Annotated in this window: 20 protein-coding genes; 4 read left to right on the top strand and 16 right to left on the bottom strand. The window is 60.6% G+C overall.

All coding sequences use genetic code 11. The annotated features are described in order from the left end of the window. Positions 1 to 26 precede the first annotated feature (26 nt). Complete coding sequence (locus tag AC6I99_RS14105) at positions 27 to 1,793, bottom strand: DUF8094 domain-containing protein (RefSeq protein WP_224090940.1); 1,767 nt, start codon at positions 1,791 to 1,793, stop codon at positions 27 to 29. A gap of 240 nt (positions 1,794 to 2,033) precedes the next feature. On the opposite strand from AC6I99_RS14105, the gene AC6I99_RS14110 reads away from it, so the two are divergent. Continuing rightward, a complete protein-coding gene (locus AC6I99_RS14110; protein WP_224164666.1) occupies positions 2,034 to 3,326 on the top strand; it encodes an AI-2E family transporter in 1,293 nt (430 codons plus the stop codon). Positions 3,327 to 3,416: 90 nt separating this feature from the next. On the opposite strand, the gene AC6I99_RS14115 is transcribed toward AC6I99_RS14110, so the two are convergent. Together AC6I99_RS14115 and AC6I99_RS14120 are read right to left on the bottom strand one after the other, a co-directional pair. After that, complete coding sequence (locus AC6I99_RS14115) at positions 3,417 to 4,214, bottom strand: alpha/beta hydrolase (RefSeq protein WP_224164667.1); 798 nt, start codon at positions 4,212 to 4,214, stop codon at positions 3,417 to 3,419. A 33-nt stretch (positions 4,215 to 4,247) separates the two neighbouring features. Continuing rightward, positions 4,248 to 4,592, bottom strand: a complete 345-nt coding sequence (locus AC6I99_RS14120) for an Rv1322 family protein (RefSeq protein ID WP_224090942.1) — start codon at positions 4,590 to 4,592, stop codon at positions 4,248 to 4,250. 49 nt (positions 4,593 to 4,641) lie between these two features. On the opposite strand from AC6I99_RS14120, the gene nucS reads away from it, so the two are divergent. The 3 genes from nucS (at position 4,642) to AC6I99_RS14135 (ending at position 7,100) form a co-directional block, all read left to right on the top strand. Then, the gene (gene nucS, locus AC6I99_RS14125; RefSeq protein ID WP_216923947.1) at positions 4,642 to 5,337 is read left to right on the top strand and encodes an endonuclease NucS; all 696 of its coding nucleotides are present in this window, start codon (positions 4,642 to 4,644) and stop codon (positions 5,335 to 5,337) included. Positions 5,338 to 5,369: 32 nt separating this feature from the next. Further along, positions 5,370 to 6,617 (top strand): N-acetylglucosamine-6-phosphate deacetylase, encoded by a 1,248-nt coding sequence (locus AC6I99_RS14130; RefSeq protein ID WP_497961150.1) that lies wholly within the window; start codon positions 5,370 to 5,372, stop codon positions 6,615 to 6,617. 279 nt (positions 6,618 to 6,896) lie between these two features. Next, positions 6,897 to 7,100, top strand: a complete 204-nt coding sequence (locus AC6I99_RS14135; RefSeq protein ID WP_018776337.1) for a cold-shock protein — start codon at positions 6,897 to 6,899, stop codon at positions 7,098 to 7,100. Positions 7,101 to 7,276: 176 nt separating this feature from the next. On the opposite strand, the gene AC6I99_RS14140 is transcribed toward AC6I99_RS14135, so the two are convergent. The 13 genes from AC6I99_RS14140 to AC6I99_RS14200 form a co-directional block, all read right to left on the bottom strand. Continuing rightward, positions 7,277 to 9,790 carry a phosphatidylglycerol lysyltransferase domain-containing protein gene (locus tag AC6I99_RS14140; protein ID WP_497961151.1) on the bottom strand — a complete coding sequence of 838 codons (2,514 nt, stop codon included), beginning with the start codon at positions 9,788 to 9,790 and terminating at the stop codon, positions 7,277 to 7,279. Next, positions 9,772 to 11,070 (bottom strand): alpha/beta hydrolase, encoded by a 1,299-nt coding sequence (locus AC6I99_RS14145; RefSeq protein ID WP_497961152.1) that lies wholly within the window; start codon positions 11,068 to 11,070, stop codon positions 9,772 to 9,774. Before AC6I99_RS14145 ends, AC6I99_RS14140 begins: the two co-directional genes overlap by 19 nt. A gap of 5 nt (positions 11,071 to 11,075) precedes the next feature. Further along, entirely contained in the window at positions 11,076 to 11,507 is a 432-nt protein-coding gene (locus AC6I99_RS14150; RefSeq protein ID WP_224091077.1) for a DUF2550 domain-containing protein, read from the bottom strand. Positions 11,508 to 11,517: 10 nt separating this feature from the next. After that, complete coding sequence (locus tag AC6I99_RS14155; protein WP_216923952.1) at positions 11,518 to 11,802, bottom strand: F0F1 ATP synthase subunit epsilon; 285 nt, start codon at positions 11,800 to 11,802, stop codon at positions 11,518 to 11,520. 1 nt (position 11,803) lies between these two features. After that, the gene (atpD, locus tag AC6I99_RS14160) at positions 11,804 to 13,255 is read right to left on the bottom strand and encodes a F0F1 ATP synthase subunit beta (protein WP_144649785.1); all 1,452 of its coding nucleotides are present in this window, start codon (positions 13,253 to 13,255) and stop codon (positions 11,804 to 11,806) included. A gap of 84 nt (positions 13,256 to 13,339) precedes the next feature. After that, positions 13,340 to 14,230, bottom strand: coding sequence for a F0F1 ATP synthase subunit gamma (locus AC6I99_RS14165; RefSeq protein ID WP_224087984.1), 891 nt, complete (start codon positions 14,228 to 14,230; stop codon positions 13,340 to 13,342). Between the two features lie 76 nt (positions 14,231 to 14,306). Further along, positions 14,307 to 15,944, bottom strand: coding sequence for a F0F1 ATP synthase subunit alpha (atpA, locus tag AC6I99_RS14170; protein WP_216924164.1), 1,638 nt, complete (start codon positions 15,942 to 15,944; stop codon positions 14,307 to 14,309). 85 nt (positions 15,945 to 16,029) lie between these two features. Continuing rightward, entirely contained in the window at positions 16,030 to 16,857 is an 828-nt protein-coding gene (locus tag AC6I99_RS14175) for a F0F1 ATP synthase subunit delta (protein WP_224087985.1), read from the bottom strand. Further along, the gene (locus AC6I99_RS14180; RefSeq protein ID WP_224087986.1) at positions 16,857 to 17,414 is read right to left on the bottom strand and encodes a F0F1 ATP synthase subunit B; all 558 of its coding nucleotides are present in this window, start codon (positions 17,412 to 17,414) and stop codon (positions 16,857 to 16,859) included. The genes AC6I99_RS14175 and AC6I99_RS14180 overlap by 1 nt, the downstream gene beginning before the upstream one ends. 56 nt (positions 17,415 to 17,470) lie before the next feature. After that, positions 17,471 to 17,674: an ATP synthase F0 subunit C gene (atpE, locus tag AC6I99_RS14185; protein ID WP_009356484.1), complete on the bottom strand. Its 204-nt coding sequence runs from the start codon at positions 17,672 to 17,674 to the stop codon at positions 17,471 to 17,473. Positions 17,675 to 17,751: 77 nt separating this feature from the next. After that, a complete protein-coding gene (gene atpB, locus AC6I99_RS14190; RefSeq protein WP_224164674.1) occupies positions 17,752 to 18,552 on the bottom strand; it encodes a F0F1 ATP synthase subunit A in 801 nt (266 codons plus the stop codon). An 81-nt stretch (positions 18,553 to 18,633) separates the two neighbouring features. Continuing rightward, positions 18,634 to 18,969, bottom strand: a complete 336-nt coding sequence (locus tag AC6I99_RS14195) for a hypothetical protein (RefSeq protein ID WP_224164676.1) — start codon at positions 18,967 to 18,969, stop codon at positions 18,634 to 18,636. Continuing rightward, the gene (locus AC6I99_RS14200) at positions 18,956 to 19,447 is read right to left on the bottom strand and encodes a Cg1360 family ATP-synthase-associated protein (RefSeq protein WP_497961153.1); all 492 of its coding nucleotides are present in this window, start codon (positions 19,445 to 19,447) and stop codon (positions 18,956 to 18,958) included. Before AC6I99_RS14200 ends, AC6I99_RS14195 begins: the two co-directional genes overlap by 14 nt. Positions 19,448 to 19,453 lie beyond the last annotated feature (6 nt).

The raw sequence follows: 19,453 nt of genomic DNA on the forward strand, positions 1-19,453 counted from the left end.
AGCCGCTGCCTTGCCATGGGCATGTCCTACTTGAAGCTGGCTCCCACGAGTCCGCGGGTAGCGGCTACGAGCTTCATGGGATCAGCAGAACCTGCCGGCGGAATGTAAACGGCCACCGATTCGGCGAAGTTCAGGACCATACCTGTGGTGGTTTCCTTGCCGCCGGCGAAAACAGCGGAGTCGTCCTCGAGAATCAGTTTGTCCCCTGCCGCCTTCGGTGTTCCTTCAAAAGCGAAGTCCAGGCGCCCGACCACCAGGGCGCCGCCATCTGCCGTGCGCAGCACCACGGTCTGGTTGTTCACCGGTGTATGGGAGAACTTGAAGTTGGCACTGGTTCCGTTCTTCACGGTGTCCGCCTGGTAGGCAAGGGCACCGGCGATGTACGGCGAGGACTGACCATCAGCGAGCTTGCTCCTGTTGGGTGAGTCAGGAGTTGTCAGCATCTCGCCAAGGATTCCCAAGGCTTCGTTTCCGCTGTAAGCCAATCCGGTCTTGTCATCAGCAGCGGCAGGAGCGGTTCCGTCACGGGGAACGGGGAACGACGGGAAGTTGGTGCCCGGCTGCAACGGAGCGCTGCCCCAGAGCTTGTAGTTTTCCCGCGGTGAGAGCTGGACCAACGTCAGGACCTGGGGCACGACGTTGCCCTCACCCTGGGTCAGGGCAAAGACCGTACGCGGCCAGTCGCGCTTGGTACTGATGACGCTGCTCTGGAGCTTGGTGGCACGAACCGGCATCCGGGGCTCGTAAGCAGACACCGTGGAGCGTATCTTGTAGTTCTGGGTGCGGACCTGGAGTTCCATCTTGTCCACGCGCGGCGCGAGCTTGGCCGCATCCTTGGCGGCATCCGCTGCGTCCACAGTGCTGGCAACCTGCTCCAGGATGCGCTGCAGTTGGGATTCGAGCATTACAGGTGCCGCGTCACCTTCCGTCGAAGCGGAAGAAGAGTTGGTGGGCTTGGGCGTGGACGTTGCCTGGGCAGCGATCGCCGAACTTCCCACAAGCGCGGTTGCGAGTGCAGCGGCAACGGCAGTAACGCGCAGGCTTGAGCCTTCTGCTCCAGCGCCGCGGCGACCGTCAGCCTTGCCGGGCGGCGCCTGGACGGGCAGGGTGGTGGTTTCCCCGCCACCACGCGGTCCACCGAAGTCATCACCCTTACGGTGCTCATCGCCCTTGCGGCGGTTGCTGATGGCTTTGGAAACGAACGGGAGGGCTACTCCGGCAAGCATGATGATAATGCCAAGCACGATGAGCGGCACGGCCCAAGGCGTGGTTGCGTTGTTGGGGAAGGTCATCGAGATTGACGACGGCGCAGGCTTGGTTCCGTCGCTGGCTACCAGGAGGGACCACTCGCCTCCAGCAGGAGGATTCCAGGTGTAGTCCAGTTCTCCGCTGGCGTCTTCTGTGTTAACCCACAGATCCGAACCTACAGGAGAGGGAGCAGTTGCTTCCCCGTCAGTGGAGGCAACCTCAAGGGACTTCTGGTCCTGGGAGACTCCCGTCAGAGTGTTGTGGGCAGTTTTGCCCACCCAGGCTTCGACGTCGTCCGGGCGGCCCGTGGCAACGATGAAGTTGCCTTCACCCTGGATCTTGATCTTCACCGGCCCGTCATGGAGGGCGATCAACTTTTGGTCGATCACGGTCAGCGGGGCAGCTTTTGTGTCACTGGGAACCGAGGCCGTCACGGTCTCGGCGGGGGCCCAGAAGGTTAGCTGGCCAATGCCGGCCAGCATCGTCAGCAGGCCCAGCAGCACCAGCAAGGCTGCAGTCTTCAAACGCACAGGATCACCTATCATCAGCGGTCGTTGAACTTCAAGGGTAACCGTTTTGTTATCAAAGAGTCAGATCGGCCCATCCCGCCGGGGACGCCTGGTTCCCTGCAACGGCGCCGCCAAGGCCGGATTCCGGGCTCCTGATAGTGTGGCGATGATCATGATATCCAGGCGACCAGCGCCTGAAATCGCAGCGTCACCACCGCATTTGGCTAATAACGTAGACAAAAAGTGCAAACAACGTAGAAAAGGCAGCAGAACCGCGTGAAAGACCACTTGGAGCCCCGTCCCATCGATGAGTCAGGGTCAACTGTGGTGGATGCCCCCGCGGATGGGACCTCCGCTACTGTTCCGGTCCGCACCGGACGCCTGGCCGCGATAGCCCGCAAGCTGAGGCAACCCATCCCGGGAGCCCGCACCCGGGTCAGGTTCGAGATGCCTCCCGAGGACGAGGCCGTTGTTGCAGCGGAAGGCATCAAGGCCGACGAAGAAAATGACTTCGGCGCTCCCGGTCCCCGCATGTCCTCCCAGCACCCGTTATATGTGGGCTTCATGGGCACCGCGGGGGTCGGCGTGGCCCTGCTGGTCTTTTACATCGCGAGCAATACTACCCAGCTGATCCTATGGATCGTTGCCGCGCTCTTCATCGCCCTCGGGCTGGATCCGGTAGTCCGATGGCTTGAGACCCGAAAGGTGCCGCGCCCTGGCGGCATCCTGATATCTGTCTCCGTCCTGGTCCTTGCGGTTGCCGGGTTCTTCGCAACGTTGATTCCCACCATCGTGGAACAGGTTTCCGAGATCGTCCGGCAAGCGCCCGAGTGGATACGGGGCTTCCTCGACTCTGATTTCTTCCGGACCGTGGACAGCCAGTTCGGCATTCGCGACCGCATCACTACCGAACTGGATAAGTTCGTCAAGGATCCCGAAGCCATGGGTGGCATCTTCGGCGGCGTGGTGGGCTTCGGTTCCACCGTGGCCAACGGATTGTTCGGCACGCTGATTGTCCTGGTGCTTAGCCTGTACTTCCTGGCTGCCCTGCCGTCCATGAAGAAATGGGCCTACCGCCTGGCGCCGAGGTCGCGCCGCCCCCGTGTCGAGGCACTTTCGGAAGCGATTACCGATTCAGTGGGCAACTACGTGATTGGCCAGGCCTGCGTTGCCCTGCTGAACGCATTCTTTGCCTTCATCGTCATGAGCATCCTCGGCATTCCCTTCAGCGTCCTGCTTGCCTTCGTGGTGGCCCTGTTGGCCTTCATCCCGCTGGTTGGCGGCATGATCGCCGCAGTTGTGGTTATCCTCGTGGCGCTGACAGCCGGATGGCAAACGGCCGTTATCTATGCGATCGCCTACTTTGCCTACCTGCAGTTCGAGGCCTACTTCATCTCGCCGCGCATCATGCAGCGGGCTGTGGCCGTTCCGGGTGCCGTCGCCGTGATCTCAGTCATCGCCGGCGGAAGCCTGCTGGGTGTCCTGGGAGCGTTGATTGCCATTCCGACAGCGGCGGCCATCATGCTGCTGATCAAGGAAGTCTTCATCATGCGCCAGGACAGACACTGAATTTCCCCGTCCAGTCGTCCCGCGCTGGCCTAGTCGTCCCGCGCTGGCCTAATCATCCCGCGCTGGCCTAATCATCCCGCGTTGGCCTGCTCATCCCGCGTTGGCGACCGGGCCCGCCCACTCACGTGGCAGACCGTTCACACCGGCACCTGCCGGAGTGACGTCGTCGACGATTTCGTCCAGGACGCGCGCCGCGTACTTCTCCCCCACCCACAGGTGCTTGGCACCGTCGACGCCCACCAGCCGCGCCTGCGGTATCAGGCTGAAGCGCTGGGCTGCCTCCGCGGGTCGAAGGTAATCGTCGTGTTCCGGAACCAACACGGTCAGCGGCTTTCCCGAGGCTGCCCACTCCTTGAGGTGGACGTCCGTTGCCCGGTGGAGTGGCGGAGACAGGAGGACCGCGCCCTCGATCTGTGACGCCACAGGTTCGACTGCGCCGTACATCAGTGCCAGTTCCGTCCCGAACGACCAACCCACCAACCACCGGTTCGGCAGGCCACGCTCAACGGCGAAACGGACGGCGGCTTCGACGTCGTAACGCTCACCGATGCCCTCTTCAAACTGCCCCTGGCTGGTACCGCGCGGCGAGTGTGTGCCGCGGGTATTGAACCTCAGGACCGCCACCCCTGCCAGCGCCGGAAGCCGGTAGGAAGCCTTGCGGTAGACATGCGAGTCCATGAAGCCGCCATGGGTCGGCAGCGGATGAAGGGTGATCAACGTTGCGGTGATTTCCCCCGACTCCGGCACGGCGAGCTCCCCCAGCAGGAGTTTTCCGTCGTCGGTGGTGAATTCCACATTCTCCCGACGTGCGGGAAGGACGGTGGAGGCCCGGATCGCCGAGGGAGCATCCTGCGCAGTGAAAACGAACGAGGCGGGGTCGAAAGTCATGCTCCCAAGCCTAAGGGAATCGGCGGGACCTGGTCAGCGGTACCGGTAGGTTCGTGACGTCCAGCAGTTGGTGTGCCAATGCCTGCGCTCGGCCAACCCGGCGGCTTCGCCAAAAAGGTGGTTGTCAGACCACACCACCAAATGGGCGATACCGGGGAGGATGGCTGTCGAGCAGCCCGGGCAGATGTACTGCTTCTCCGCCTTCCGCGCCGTCATGGTGCGTACCATCCAGTCACCATCGGGGGCGCTTTCCCTGCGCGCAATCCCCGCCCTTGCCCGTTCCAGGTCCAGTTCCGGGGCCTCGTCTGCCCACTTGCCGGCGGGTTTGTTCGAACGTGTGCTGGCGGCGTTGCGACGAGGGCGGTTGGAACGGGGCATGATTCCATTCTGCCCCAGCGACCGGCCGCCACCGGGTAAGGTAAGGCGGGTGCGACTCGTCATAGCCCGTTGTTCTGTTGATTATGTTGGCCGTCTCAAGGCCCACCTCCCACTCGCCACCAGGCTCCTGCTGGTCAAGGCCGACGGCTCGGTGCTGGTGCACTCCGACGGCGGCTCGTACAAGCCGTTGAACTGGATGAGCCCACCGGCCACGCTGCGCGTAACATCCCCCGAGGAAACCGAAGTGGAAGAGGGCGTCGTTGAGCAGTGGACCGTGCAGTCGGCCAAGACCGATGACCGGCTCATCATCAACATCTACGAGCAACTGCATGACACCTCACATGATCTGGGTGTCGATCCCGGACTGATCAAGGACGGCGTGGAAGCTGACCTGCAACGCCTCCTGGCAGAACAGATCGAAACGCTCGGAACCGGTTACTCACTCATCCGGCGGGAATACTTCACCGCGATCGGACCCGTAGACATCCTTGCCCGGGACGCAACCGGCGCAACGGTGGCGATTGAGCTGAAGCGGCGCGGCGACATCGACGGCGTCGAGCAGCTTACCCGGTACCTGGAGCTGTTGAACCGGGATCCACTGCTGGCGCCCGTCCGTGGGATTTTTGCAGCCCAGCAGATCAAGCCCCAGGCCAAAGTCCTGGCCAACGACCGCGGAATCGACTGCATAACGCTGGACTATGACGCCATGCGCGGTGTGGACGACAGCGAATCCCGCCTCTTCTAGCGAGTGTGCCGCAGACCACTAGAATCAGAGTCATGACTGCCGCAGACCATTTCGTCCATTCTTCCGCGCCCAGCCACCAAATCCTCACGGGAACGCTCGTAAGTGACGGTGTGGTGGTGGAAGACGGCCTCCTGGCCATCGACGGCGACCGCATCGCCTACGCAGGGCCGGCGGACGGCTTTGACGCGGACGCGTTTGAAGGATTCGGGCACGCCATACGCATTGGTGCGCCCAGCGGCCACTTCATCTTCCCTGGCTTGGTGGACGTCCACTGCCATGGCGGAAATGGCGGTGACTTCCCAGGCGGAGAGGAGGCATCGGCCCGTAAAGCAGTAGAGTTCCTGCACCGCTCCGGCACCACAACTTTCCTCGCAAGCATGGTTACGGCGCCCCGGGAGGACCTCCTTCGCGGGATCGAACTCTACGTGAAGCTCGTCGACGAAGGTCTGGTGGCCGGCATCCATTTGGAGGGTCCTTTCCTCTCCCATGCACGATGCGGCGCCCAGAACCCGGATTACCTGCTGGAGCCGGACCTGGACCTCATGAACGAACTCGTGGGCGCTGCCGCCGGCAAACTTGCCACAATGACGTATGCCCCGGAATTGCCCGGGGCCGCTGCCCTGGTGGACTTAATGACCTTCCACGGCGTGACGCCCTCGTTGGGACACACGGATTGTGACGACGCCACTGCCGCTGCATCGTTGGCTGCGGCCCGCGAAGGACTGGAATCGGCAGGGTTCGACGGCGTCAGCTCGCTACCGACAGTGACGCACCTTTTCAACGGGATGCCACCCATGCATCACCGCGCGCCAGGCCCTGTTGCTGCCTGCTTGCGGGCCGCCCAGGCGGGAAAGGCGGTGGTGGAACTCATCGCCGACGACACCCATCTGGACCCCAGTACCGTGGCCACCGTTTTTCAGTTGGTGGGTGCCGCCAACATTCTCCTGGTGACTGATTCGATGGCCGCTGCTGGGCTTTCGGACGGAAACTACATGCTTGGACCATCGCCGGTGACCGTCAGCAATGGCGTGGCAACCCTGGATTCCACCGGCTCCATCGCAGGGGGCACGGCCACCCTCCTGGAAGTGGTCCGCAAGACGGTGGCCGCCGGCGTCGCCCTTCCGGACGCCATCTGCTCAGCGACCGCAGTGCCTGCAGCCATTCTTGGACTCTCTGACGAGGTGGGTGGATTGCGACGCGGCCTTCGCGCTGACGTTGTTACTACCGATCAGGAACTCGGCCTTACTGCGGTCATGCGTAACGGACAGTGGTTGGCTTAGGACAATCAGATCGCGGCGAATTGCGGTTGTCCGCGTTACCTTCTTTTTACCGAAAATTTTCCCGAATTGCCTTAAAGACCGTTGACCTCCGGCACGCCACATGAAAGTGTTGTAGCAGTCTTTGTGTAGGTGGTTTTCATGCTCGCAAGACGAGTTGCGAGCGTGAAGCTCCTGCGAAACCGGACAGGCCAAGCCTGGACGGAATCCGGATCTTCTCGCGGAGTAACAAGGGCCGGTACGAGGTGTATCGGACTGCTGTTCCATAATGAGGAGAAATACATGGCACTGGGAACCGTCAAGTGGTTCAACGCTGAAAAGGGCTTCGGCTTCATCACCCCGGATGACTCGGATGGGGATGTTTTCGTTCACTACTCCGAGATCCAGACCGGTGGCTTCAAGACCCTCGATGAGAACCAGCGCGTTCAGTTCGAGATCGGTCAGGGCGCCAAGGGCCCCCAGGCAACCGGCGTTACGGTCGTCTAGTCTTAGCTGTTGGTTTTGTTTGTTGGAGTTTCAACAAACACGTTGGTCCCGGCTTTCCAGTCGGGATCAACGTGTTTAACAGCCGGAATGTCGGATGAAATGTCTGATATTTCAACAACCCTTGTTACAAAGCGTGAAGAAATGCTAAACGGCCTCAGAGAAAAGACGTCGTGAATTCAAGCAACCAGTGTCCGCAGCAGTCTGGCAGATTGCCGCACGGACAATCCCGGAAGGTATGCGCGGCTCAGCGCCCTGCCTATTGCGGGCAGGTGCAACGGCTCCTGGTAATACATATACAAAGTTCGGTAATCGGGTTGGAACCGTGACTTAAAGGAAGCAAGGGAACGGAACCCATAGACGGGTTCCAGGGCCTGGCCAACCAAGTCCAACATGCCGGCAAGTCCCTCGGCCTGCTGATCAATCTCGTCCTTCTCCCGCGCCAAGGGCGAACCGGAGAGCGAGATAACTTCCACCGACTCCCTGAGATGGAGGATGGCGGAGGCAATCAGGAATTCCATCACTCCCGGGAAGGCATCGCCGCGGCGACGCATGAAGTCCAGGGTCCAACTGACAACACTGCCGTTCCGGTAGACAGGAAGCCAGCTGGTGACGCCATAAACGAAACCTTCAGCATCAGTGGCGACGCAGCACAACACGTCAGGGTCCTCAAGTTCATCCAGGCCGCCCAACGTAAATCCCATTTCAGGTACGCGTTTTTGTGCAGCCCACTCTTCAGACACCTCGCCCACTTGTGCACGCAGCGCATGGGGCAAACCGTCGTACCGGCCCCATGTGGCAGTGATCCCCATCTTTGCTGCCCGGTTGAGGGACGTCCTGACGTTCTGCCATTCCTTGCCGCGGAACTCCAAACCCCTGATCCTCAACCGGGTTTCCTGCGCGACAGCAACCCTTCGAAAGCCGCGGGCCTGAAGCATGGGCCACAACTCATCTGTACATGAGTAGAGGCAAGGTATCAGGGCATGCTGGGAACAGAAATCAAGGAATCCTCCAGCAGTCTCTACATGGTGCTCCCCCGGGCCCACGGGACCTGCCAAGGTCAGGGCGACATGGCCGTGCTGCTGGTATGCCACTGCCCCCGTACCGCCAGGATTGAACCAATATTTGTTCGGCTCCCAGAGCGCCATCCACGACAACGAATCACCACCGGCTTTCACCAGCTCGCGTGCACGGTCCCGCCCTTGATGGTCCAAGCCGGCAGCATGATGGCCTCGGATGAGGAGTATCCAGACTCCAATCAACGCCACAAGCCAGAAGACGGTCCCGGAGTAGGAGAACAGAAAGACTTCAAAAGCGTCGCGCTCAGCAAAGACCTTGCGGTACACGCTGGGCAACGGAACCGGCAGGTACTGCCGGGCGAGCTCTGCACCCAAACCCAGCAAGCCGCCGTCGCGCGTCATGCCGCCCGAAGCCAGCCATACGGCAGTGTATGCAAGCGCCAGGGACGCACCTGTGAGGCCAACCAGCCAAAAGACGCGCCGCCGCAAACGGGCAGAGGATTCGACCCTGAAGTGTCCACGATAAGCAAACAACAGGACCGCCAGGGTAAGCGGAACCAGGACCAAGGGGATCAGATGCACAACTGCCGGGTTCAACATCGCCGCTTGACGTCCCGGGGGCATTGGAATGCCCGCAAAAAGGCTCAAGTAGACAGTCGAAAGGGCCACTACCACCAACTGGACACCGATCGCTATCCCCAACGCCAGGCGCCGCCCACGCCGCATGCCGTCGGCACAGATCAGCAACAAGACCACGGGCACAACCGCAAGTGCCAGGCCAAAGGGGCCCGTATAGCCCTGACGGCTCAGCTCGAGGCAAGCCACGTCAATGGTGCCGCCGCAATTGCTTTCCAGTTGGCTCAGAGTGGGGAGCGGGTTAAGGATGACATCCCGCAGCAAGGCCAGAGGTCCCGAAGGGCTCTTGGCTGCAGCGGTCAGTATGGGGCCGGCAGCGAAAATGGCCATGGTGAGGGCCAGCAGGTTCCGCACTTCACGGCCTGTGGAGCGGTGCAGGTGAAGGTGCCCTTGACTGCTCTGGGTCCACCACGCAGCCCCCAGGCCCAACAAAGCTCCCACAAGCCCCATCAAGGTCTCGGCGTGCCCGATGTACAGCACGAGCAGCAGGGACAAGGAGAGGACCACGGTCCTCAATCGTCGTTGCCAAAGCGTTGGCAACATGGCGCTGGCGGCAAGCGCTGTGGCGATCAAGGCACCGTAGGGTCCTATCAGCCGGGTATCCACCATCCTGGAGATCCAACCATCATCCATGTACCTCGCCACCTGGGTGACCAGGAGGAATGCCGCAACGCATGCAAACTGGCTGCCCAGGAAGACCCCGGCCGTCCGGAAGAAGCCGAATCGCCGCTCTGCAAGCCCCAACAGGAACAGGATCATGAGCGCAGCAGTGACAAACGCCAGCAGGTTGGTCGTAAAGAACAATGACGTCCAGATAGACCACCACTCCCCCGACCGCAGCCCAGCCAGGGTCACGCCCGCCACAGGCAGCAACGATTCCGCAGGACCCCCAAGGATGCTGCCGGACACAACGGACACGGCCACGAACAGCGCAAGCACGAGCGTGGTGAAGGGAGTAGCACGGAGATGTTTGGCGGCTTGCCTCAAGACGGGCTGCACGACGCCCTTCAGGGCAAGGCTCACTGGACTATTCCCCAAAGGGAAGACAAGAAATCCAGCGCATCAGGCATACCCCGGACCACAGCATCCCACGAGTGGCCGGCGTGCTGGATTGAGTGTGCTTGGACGCTAAATCCCGCTGCCGTTCCAGCGTCGGCAAGAACGTGCATATAGTCTGTGAACTCGGTATCCGTGGCGCCCGCTGCCAAGTACAGGCCGCTGCCCGCGTAATCCCGCTGTTGCATCAAAAACAAAGGGGTCCTTGACTCGAAAGCGGCCACGTCGCCGTCGAACGAGTCTGCGATGGTCTTGTTCCGGTCCTTCGCCAGCGATGGCTCCCGCTCAGCGGAAAAACCCACTACCGAAGTAAACAATTCCGGATGCTTTGTCCCCATCTGTACCGCGCACGTACCGCCATACGAAAAGCCACCCACTGCCCACAGCCGGTGATCGTTTGATACATCCAAGGTGGAGCTGATCCAGGCAGGTACGTCCTGGGAGAGATAGGTGTCAGCCTGCGCGATGCGGCTGTCCATGCATAACGTGTTGGCGCTTGCCGAGCCGTTTGGGTCCACCACGACCGCGACGGGGGCGATCCCGCCATGGGCGTCAGCAAACCTGTCCAGTTGCGCACGGAGTTGGCCCCCTGTTAACCAGTCGGCGGGGCCCCCGGGTTGGCCTGAAAAAAGCACCAGCACAGGCAAGCTTGGCCGTGCTGCGGTTTGATAGGCCGGAGGCAGGTAGATGTAGGCCTCCCGTGCTGTGAAGCCCGATATGTTTCCCGGGATTTGGGCCTTTCGAAGGATGCCGCCCCGCGGCATTGACTCGGGAGCTCTCCAAACCGACGGCGCAGGTCCAGGCTTGCTGTCCGGAGCGCGTTGAAGGCTGCCCTCCAAGGGCTGGATACGGGCGACGGCAGTACCTAGAAGGTCAGCCACCGTGTTGTTCAGTCCGAAGTAGGCATTGACCTGGACAACACTCAAGAGAACCACGCCCAGCATCGCGACCAGGCCGCGGGCACGACTTTTCCACGTGGCACGGGGAAATCGCGTCGCAAACAGCAGAGCGGCCGCGACAGCCGGAACCGACCACGCCAGGGTCTCAAAGGGAAGGTTTTCCGAGAAGATGGCCAGCAGATCAACCAGGACCCAGTGGGCCAGCGCCACAACGCCGACGCCACCCGCCACGCAGGCCGCGACGGCCAGTGGCCAGGAACGCTGACGCCTCCATAGAAGGTACGCAGCTCCCACCACACCGCCGATAATGCTCAACCACAGGAATGGTCCATCAACAAGGCTGACGTCCAGAAGAAAATCCATGGGGCCTAACGCCAGGTTCCGACGCCGATGACAGGTCCGGCCTCGAGCCAGGAAGAAAGACCGGCATAGGCATCGAAGTTCATGGCAAGCATGAACTTCTTACCTTCATATTGGAGTTCAACCACGACGACGCCGGGCTGCACCTTGACGAGCTCATCCTCAGTGGGTTGACGCCGGCCAAGCAGCTCCAACGAACTGCGTTTATATCTGTGTTTTGGGATCACGCTCAGGGACATCAAGCGGAACCACTCAAGTTCATTGTCCTGATAACGACAAACCCCCATCTGCCAGCTGTTTCCAGCCGTGCAAATGGAGGCGTCGACCGTGCCCAGGGCGCGCCGCAGATTGAAGCGGCGCACCCCAAAAAGGCACAGTGAAAAAATCAGCAACGCAAACGCCGTTGCCAGGGCGATGAACGGAATAAGGGAATCGTCCATCAAGGTCGTGCTATCGGATCCCCGCTGTAGCCGCTTCGCCCAGTTGGGCGTTGTCAGCAACAATGACCACACGATCGTTGTCGACGGAGAAGAAACCACCGTCAACAACTACCGCAATACGGTCACCGGAAACCGGCTGGATTGCCAGCTCACCCTCGGCCAGGATGGCCAGGAGGGGCGAGTGGCCCGGCAGGATTCCGATTTCACCATCGCTGGTGCGGGCCTTCACCATCTTGGCCGCGCCGGACCACACAAAGTGGTCCGCTGCGACAATCTCAACCTCGAGCTCAGCCATACTACTTGGTCTGTTCCTGGATCTTGGCCCAGTTGCGCTCGACGTCATCCAGGCCACCGACGTTGAAGAACGCCTGCTCTGCGATGTGGTCCAGCTCGCCGTCGCAGATAGCGGTGAAGCCTTCCACGGTGTCCTTGATGGACACGGTGGAGCCTTCAACGCCGGTGAACTGCTTGGCGGTGTAGGTGTTCTGGGACAGGAACTGCTGGATACGGCGTGCACGCGACACGACGATCTTGTCTTCTTCAGACAGTTCGTCAACGCCGAGGATGGCGATGATGTCCTGGAGTTCCTTGTTCTTCTGCAGGATCTGCTTGACACGGACAGCCGTGTTGTAGTGGTCCTTGCCGATGTACTGGGGGTCCAGGATGCGGGAAGTCGACGTCAGCGGGTCAACGGCCGGGTACAGACCACGGGAGGCGATTTCACGGGAAAGTTCCGTGGTCGCGTCGAGGTGTGCGAAGGTCGTTGCCGGAGCCGGGTCGGTGTAGTCATCAGCAGGCACGTAAATAGCCTGCATCGACGTGATGGAGTGGCCCTTGGTGGACGTGATGCGCTCCTGGAGGAGGCCCATCTCGTCAGCAAGGTTCGGCTGGTAACCCACAGCGGACGGCATACGGCCAAGCAGCGTGGAAACTTCCGAACCTGCCTGCGTGAAGCGGAAGATGTTGTCAATGAAGAGCAACACGTCCTGGTTCTGAACATCGCGGAAGTACTCCGCCATGGTCAGTGCGGACAGGGCCACGCGCAGACGCGTTCCCGGCGGCTCATCCATCTGGCCGAAGACAAGGGCGGTGTCCTTGAGAACGCCGGCCTCTTCCATTTCAACCCAGAGGTCGTTACCTTCACGGGTACGCTCGCCAACACCGGCGAATACGGAAGTACCACCGAAGTTGCGGGCAACACGGGTGATCATTTCCTGGATCAGAACGGTCTTGCCAACACCGGCGCCACCGAACAGGCCGATCTTTCCACCCTTGATGTACGGGGTGAGGAGGTCGATGACCTTGATGCCGGTCTCGAGCATCTCCGTGGAGCCCTCGAGGGAAGCGAAGGCCGGAGCCTTGCGGTGGATCGGCCAGTAGGCGTCAGCCTTGATCTCGGATTCTTCGACGTCCAGCGGCTTGCCGAGGACGTTGAAGATGTGGCCCTTGACGCCGTCGCCGACGGGCACGGAGATCGGAGCACCCGAGTCCTGCACGGTGGTACCGCGGACGAGTCCGTCGGTAGCCTGCAGGGAGATGGCGCGGACGAGGTTGTCACCCAGGTGCTGGGAGGTCTCGAACGTGATGGTCTTGGTCTGGCCATTGAGTGTGATCTCAGTGGTCAGAGCGTTGTAAATCGAGGGGATTGCGTCAGCCGGGAATTCGACGTCGACAACCGGACCAATAACACGGGCAATGCGGCCGGTGGCACCGGCCGTTGCTACGTGTTCGGTAGCAGTGGCAGTCATCTCTCTCACTTCACTCAGTAGATGGCGTGGGGTTAAGTTTATCTGTTTGGTGCAGGTGCGGCTTCGAGCCGAATCCGTTACCGGCTAGGACGCGAGGGCGTCGGCGCCGGCCACGATTTCGGAAAGCTCCTGCGTAATCTCGGCCTGGCGGGCCGTGTTGCGAAGGCGCGTGTACTTCTTGATCAGTTCCGTAGCGTTGTCACCGGCCGACTTCATGGCACGCTGGCGGGCTGCGAGCTCGGAAGCTGCGGCCTGCAGCATGGCTGCAAAGATACGGGATTCGATGTAACGCGGAAGCAGGGCATCAAGGACCTGCTCCGTTTCCGGTTCGAACTCGTACAACGGCAGCAGGTCGGACTCCGAAGCGGCTTCTTCTTCGACGACTTCCAGAGGAAGCAAACGGATAACCGTCGGCTCCTGCGTCACCATGGACTTGAAGCGGGTGTATACGACGTGGATTTCGTCCACGCCACCTTCTTCGTAGTCGGTGGCGAAGTCTTCGAGGAGTGCAGCTCCGACTTCCTGTGCGGTTTCGAATTCCGGTGCATCCGTGCCGCCAGTCCAATTGCGGGCGTAGTCACGGTTGCGGAAATCGAAGTACGCCTGCGCCTTGCGGCCCACCAGGTACGCCTTGACTTCCTTGCCTTCTGCGTGAAGAAGCTCGGTGAGACCTTCAGCCTGCTTCAGCACACTCGCGGAGTAGGATCCTGCAAGGCCACGGTCTGAAGTGATAATCAGGACTGCGGCACGGCGGATCTGCTCCGGCTCAGTGGTCAGCGGGTGGTCGATTTCGCTCTGACTTGCGACAGCAGAAACGGCACGGGTAATCGCGTTCGCGTAAGGCAGTGAAGCTGCTACGCGGGCGCGGGCCTTACCGATGCGCGAGGTAGCGATCAGTTCCATCGCCTTGAAGATCTTGCGCATCGACGTCGTCGAGCTGATCTTCTGACGGTAGACCCGAATCTGGGCTCCCATACTTATCCTTTCCTAAGTTCCCGACGTACTGCCCTGCCGGGGCCCTTGAGGACCCCGGCAGAACAGGTCATCGAAACTAGCGCTTCTGCTTGACGATCTTTTCCTGGTCGACGTCGCCGCCGGAAATCGCTTCGTGCTCTTCGTGGCCGGCGCCAACCAGACGGTCGTCGCCTTCACCGAAGAAGCCCTTCTTGAAGGAAACGATTGCTTCCTTCAAGGCTGCGGCGGTGTCGTCATCCAGGACGTTGGTCTGAGCCAGCGTGGTGAGGATGGAGGACTTGTGCTTCAGGTGCTCCAGGAACTCGGACTCGAAGCGGCTGATGTCTTCAACCGGGACGTCGTCCAGGTAGCCGTTGGTGCCGGCCCAGATGGAAACAACCTGGTCCTCAACCGGGAACGGTGAGTACTGGCCCTGCTTGAGCAGTTCCATCAGGCGTGCGCCACGGGTCAGCTGCTGGCGGGAAGCCGCATCCAGGTCAGAGGCGAACATGGCGAATGCCTGCATGTCGCGGTACTGGGCCAGGTCCAGCTTCAAGGTACCGGAGACCTTCTTCATGGACTTGACCTGGGCAGCGCCACCAACGCGGGAGACGGACACACCAACGTCAACAGCAGGGCGCTGGTTGGCGTTGAAGAGGTCCGACTGGAGGAAGATCTGACCATCCGTGATGGAGATCACGTTGGTGGGGATGTAGGCGGAAACGTCGTTTGCCTTGGTTTCGACGATCGGAAGACCGGTCATCGAACCTGCGCCGAGCTCGTCGGAGAGCTTTGCGCAACGCTCCAGCAAGCGGGAGTGCAAGTAGAAGACGTCACCGGGGTAAGCTTCGCGTCCCGGCGGACGACGCAGCAGCAGCGACACGGCGCGGTAGGCTTCAGCCTGCTTGGACAGGTCATCGAAGATCACCAGAACGTGCTTGCCACCGTACATCCAGTGCTGGCCGATGGCCGAGCCTGCATACGGTGCCAGGTACTTGAATCCGGCGGGGTCCGAGGCCGGGGAGGCCACGATGGTGGTGTACTCCAGCGCGCCGTGGTCCTCCAGGGTCTGGCGTACTGCGGCAATGGTGGAAGCCTTCTGGCCAACACCAACGTAGACGCAACGTACCTGCTTGGTAACATCGCCGGAAGCCCAGTTGGCCTTCTGGTTGATGATGGTGTCCACAGCGATTGCGGTCTTGCCGGTCTGGCGGTCACCAATGATCAGCTGACGCTGGCCGCGGCCGATCGGAATCATGGCGTCGATAGCCTTGAGGCCAGTCTGCATCGGCTCGTGAACCGACTTGCGCTCGGTGACGCCCGGAGCCTGGAGTTCCAGTGCACGGGTGGTCTCGGCCTTGATCTCGCCGAGGTCGTCGATCGGCTGGCCCAGCGGGTCGACAACGCGACCGAGGAAGGCATCGCCAACCGGAACGGACAGGATCTCACCGGTGCGGTGAACTTCCTGGCCTTCTTCGATACCGGTGAAGTCACCGAGGATAATGACACCGATCTCGCGGACGTCAAGGTTCTGGGCGAGGCCCAGCGTGCCATCTTCGAAGCGAAGCAGCTCGTTCGCCATGACCGAGGGAAGACCCTCAACACGGGCGATGCCGTCACTTGCGGTGGTCACACGACCAACCTCTACGCGCTCTGCGTTTCCGGGTTCGTAGGACGCCGCGAACTCGTTCAACGCATTACGGACGTCGTCGGCGTTGATGGTCAATTCGGCCATCTGCAGTCCCTGCTCTCCTGTTTTCGTGATCATCGTTGCTCACGATGACCGGGTTTTATATCAGTTAAGTTGTGCTTTGTCTTCGCTAGACAGCGAGCTGACGGCGGAGGTCGGTCAGGCGGCCGATAACAGAAGCGTCAAGCACTTCATCACCCACCTGAACCCGGATTCCACCAATCAGGCGGGGGTCAACATTGACGTTGACCTTCAGCTCGCGGCCGTACAGGGCATTCAGCCCGGCCTGCAGACGGCTGGCCTGCGTTTCCGTCAACGGACGGGTAACGCTGACAGTTGCAATCCAGCGCTGCTGACGCTTGGCTGCAAGCTTGGCGAAGGACTCGACGAGCTTGCTCGGCTTGACACCGCGCGGCTGAGTTACGGCCTGGCCAATGAGAACCTTTGCTTCCTCGCTGCTGCCAGGAACAAGTTTCTCGGCCAGGACCACCTTGGCCGCGGCGGATGCCTGCGGCTCAGACAGAGCACGTTGTACTTCGTGGCTGGAAGCGACGGCCTGGTTGAAAGCAAACAGATCGTTTTCCAGCTCTTCCAGCCCCGTAATACCAGAGGCAGAAACGGCCGACTTGTTTTCAGCTACGGCAATGACAACCGTGGCGGCAAGAGTCTCGAGTGCATCGCCGATATCGCGTGCAGATGCCCAGCGCAAGCCAGCCAGTCCGCCCGCGATTTCAGCAGCATCAGCGGAGACTTTTCCGCTAACCAGCTGCTTGACCAGCGCCGACTTCTCGTCTCCACTACGGGACGGGTCAGTCAGGGCGCGGCGCAAGCCAGCCGAGCTGTCCACCGTTCCCAGGATTCCGAAGAGGTCCTTTGCCAACTGCAGCGAGGCAAAAGGAAGCTTGGCTTCCAACTGCGCCAGCGCCGTGGTCAGCGATTCGCTCGATATACCTGCCATTACTTAGCTGCACCTGCGTTCTGGGTCTCCAGATCTGCCAGGAAGCGGTCCACAACGCGTGCGGCACGCTCATCATCAGTGAGTGCTTCACCAACGATGCGGCCAGCCAACGTGGTAGCCAAAGTGCCAACCTCTGAGCGAAGCGAGACAACGGCTGCCTGGCGCTCGGACTCAATGGCAGCGTGTGCCTGCTCTGTGATGCGGGCAGACTCGGCAGCAGCCTTGGCCTTGAGGTCCGCGAGGATCTGGGCGCCTTCAGCGCGTGCTTCTTCGCGGATCCGGTTGGCTTCGGCGCGGGCGTCGGTGAGCTGCTGCTTGTACTCTTCAAGAGCTGCAGAAGCTTCGGCCTGTGCCTTTTCTGCCTTTGCGATGCCACCTTCAATCGCTTCGGCGCGCTCTGCGAAGGTCTTCTCGAACATCGGGACAATGAACTTGACCACGATGTACAGGAGGACAGCAAAGCCGACGAGGACGACGCCCATTTCCCAAACATTGGGAACGAGAGGGTTAGCGGCCTCTTCGCCTTCAGTGGCGGCTGAGATGATCAGCTGATTCATATTTCACCCGTCCTATCTACTCGGTTGCGGAATTCGCTTTGTTCGAAAGTCGAAGACTAGAGAACGAAAGCGAAGACGAGGCCGAGGATGGCAAGAGCTTCGGTCAGTGCCAGACCAAGGAATGCGATCGGCTGCAGCACGCGCTGAGCTTCCGGCTGACGAGCAACACCGTTGATGTAAGCCGCGAATACGAGACCCACACCGATACCACCGCCGATTGCGGACAGACCGTAACCTACGAGGTTGAGATTGCCTTCCATTTTTTTCCTTTCAAGATGCCACCCATGTGGCAGGTTGTTTGGTTTACTTCAATCCCCTCAAGGGGAAGTTTTTGAGCCTAGTGGCTGTCGGCGTGCAGGGCGCCTTCAATGTAGATCGCGGTCAGCAGCGTGAACACGTAGGCCTGCAGGGCCATGATGAGGGCCTCGAGCATGTACATGGCGATAGCGCCAACAAGGACGAGAACCGACGTGCCCTTCAAAAGGACGTTCTCCTGCATGATCAGGAACTCAATACCGGAACCGGCGAGCATGACGATCAGGTGGCCGGCCAGCATGGTCGCGAACAGACGGAGGCTGTGCGTAACGGGGCGGACCAGGAAGTTGGAGATGATTTCGATCGGAACAACGATCGGCAGGATGTACCACGGCACACCGGACGGAACGGTTGCGAGCTTGAAATACTTCAGCCCGTTCTTCTTGATGCCGATGGCAATCCAGGTGAAGTACACGATGCCGGCCAGCACATAGGCGCCGCCAACGTGCGAGAAGCTCGGGAGCTGGATCAGCGGGATGGCGCCGTAGATGTTGTTCACCAGAATGAAGAAGAACAAGCTGAACAACAGCGGGACGTACTTGATGAAGTCCTTGCCGCCGATGATGTCCTTGGCGATGCTGTTGCGGACGAAGCCATAGGCCATTTCGCCTGCGAACTGCAGCTTGCCGGGAACCAGCTGCTGCTTACGTGCAGCGAGGATGAAGAATGTAGCGATAATGACGACCGAAAGGATCACCAGCAGCATCTGCTTGGAGAAGCCATCGTGCGCACCCCAAGGCAGGATTGCCGGCAGGTGCATTTCGTCGATTCCGGGTGGGGTGAATGACCCCGAATCCTGGGCGGGGAGCGCAAGCGCGATCAACGCGTTTCCTCTCTGCTGTGTCCATCATTGGGCATTGGTTGGAAGCCGGACGCGCTCGACGCATCCATATTCCGTGTGAAATTATTTGGCATTACTGTCCCCGTCCGTGGACGGACCGCTGTCTGCGTTGCTCTCGCCAGAAGAAGAGCTTTGCCTGGTGAGGCCGTGCATATGGGAAAGATAGAACCCTCCTGCGGCTCCCAGCAGAGCGCCAAGGAGCACAATCCAGCGGGTCCCCCACAGATTATCCAGACCCCAGCCTATCAAACTCCAGACAATGATCCCGCCAACGATGTAGCTGAAGACGGCGATGCCGGCGTTGTATCCACCATCGTTTCCGGCGTCGGCAGAATCGTTGGCCGAACCTTGCGACGGAGTGTGGCTTGACAGCTGGGACTTGCGCTTACGCAGAGACATCCGTGCCACCCTTCCCATCCGCAGGATCGTTGTAGATCTGGAGGCGGGCTTTGCTGAAACCATAAATCTCTGCAGACTGCCAAAGGATGACAGCCACGACTGCGCCGATCACGAACCATCGGCCGTGCAACCAGGCGGGAGTACCGATCACAAAGAGGATCACGGCAAAGCCGACGACTTTTACGAAGTACGTCGCCACGAACAGGCCGACGGCGCCGGAAGGATTATTGCGGCCAACGAAATGACCGATCAGAAGGCTGATAGCAAAGAAGAGCATGACCAGCGCGGCACCGAATGCTGCTGAAAGCGCACCTTGGCCACCATTCATGAACGCTGCGACGATACTCGTCACGAGCAATCCGGCCAGAGCAGCAGCGGAGCTCAAGAGCAGCAAGCGCAGCCACAGGTTGGAGGTTTCCCTGGAAACTCCAACAGCACGTTTACCGGACGGGCGTCCGGAATCGGCGTTGGATGTCATGGGGAT

The organism is Arthrobacter sp. TmtSoilC77, from assembly GCF_059739415.1.

Bases quoted from the DNA above. Each gene is read 5' to 3' on its own strand.
- AC6I99_RS14105 (WP_224090940.1), bottom strand. From the start codon at position 1,793: ATGATAGGTGATCCTGTGCGTTTGAAGACTGCAGCCTTGCTGGTGCTG.
- AC6I99_RS14115 (WP_224164667.1), bottom strand. From the start codon at position 4,214: ATGACTTTCGACCCCGCCTCGTTCGTTTTCACTGCGCAGGATGCTCCC.
- AC6I99_RS14120 (WP_224090942.1), bottom strand. From the start codon at position 4,592: ATGCCCCGTTCCAACCGCCCTCGTCGCAACGCCGCCAGCACACGTTCG.
- AC6I99_RS14130 (WP_497961150.1), top strand. From the start codon at position 5,370: ATGACTGCCGCAGACCATTTCGTCCATTCTTCCGCGCCCAGCCACCAA.
- AC6I99_RS14135 (WP_018776337.1), top strand. From the start codon at position 6,897: ATGGCACTGGGAACCGTCAAGTGGTTCAACGCTGAAAAGGGCTTCGGC.
- AC6I99_RS14145 (WP_497961152.1), bottom strand. From the start codon at position 11,070: ATGGATTTTCTTCTGGACGTCAGCCTTGTTGATGGACCATTCCTGTGG.
- AC6I99_RS14150 (WP_224091077.1), bottom strand. From the start codon at position 11,507: ATGGACGATTCCCTTATTCCGTTCATCGCCCTGGCAACGGCGTTTGCG.
- AC6I99_RS14155 (WP_216923952.1), bottom strand. From the start codon at position 11,802: ATGGCTGAGCTCGAGGTTGAGATTGTCGCAGCGGACCACTTTGTGTGG.
- atpD (WP_144649785.1), bottom strand. From the start codon at position 13,255: ATGACTGCCACTGCTACCGAACACGTAGCAACGGCCGGTGCCACCGGC.
- AC6I99_RS14165 (WP_224087984.1), bottom strand. From the start codon at position 14,230: ATGGGAGCCCAGATTCGGGTCTACCGTCAGAAGATCAGCTCGACGACG.
- atpA (WP_216924164.1), bottom strand. From the start codon at position 15,944: ATGGCCGAATTGACCATCAACGCCGACGACGTCCGTAATGCGTTGAAC.
- AC6I99_RS14175 (WP_224087985.1), bottom strand. From the start codon at position 16,857: ATGGCAGGTATATCGAGCGAATCGCTGACCACGGCGCTGGCGCAGTTG.
- AC6I99_RS14180 (WP_224087986.1), bottom strand. From the start codon at position 17,414: ATGAATCAGCTGATCATCTCAGCCGCCACTGAAGGCGAAGAGGCCGCT.
- atpE (WP_009356484.1), bottom strand. From the start codon at position 17,674: ATGGAAGGCAATCTCAACCTCGTAGGTTACGGTCTGTCCGCAATCGGC.
- AC6I99_RS14195 (WP_224164676.1), bottom strand. From the start codon at position 18,969: ATGTCTCTGCGTAAGCGCAAGTCCCAGCTGTCAAGCCACACTCCGTCG.
- AC6I99_RS14200 (WP_497961153.1), bottom strand. From the start codon at position 19,447: ATGACATCCAACGCCGATTCCGGACGCCCGTCCGGTAAACGTGCTGTT.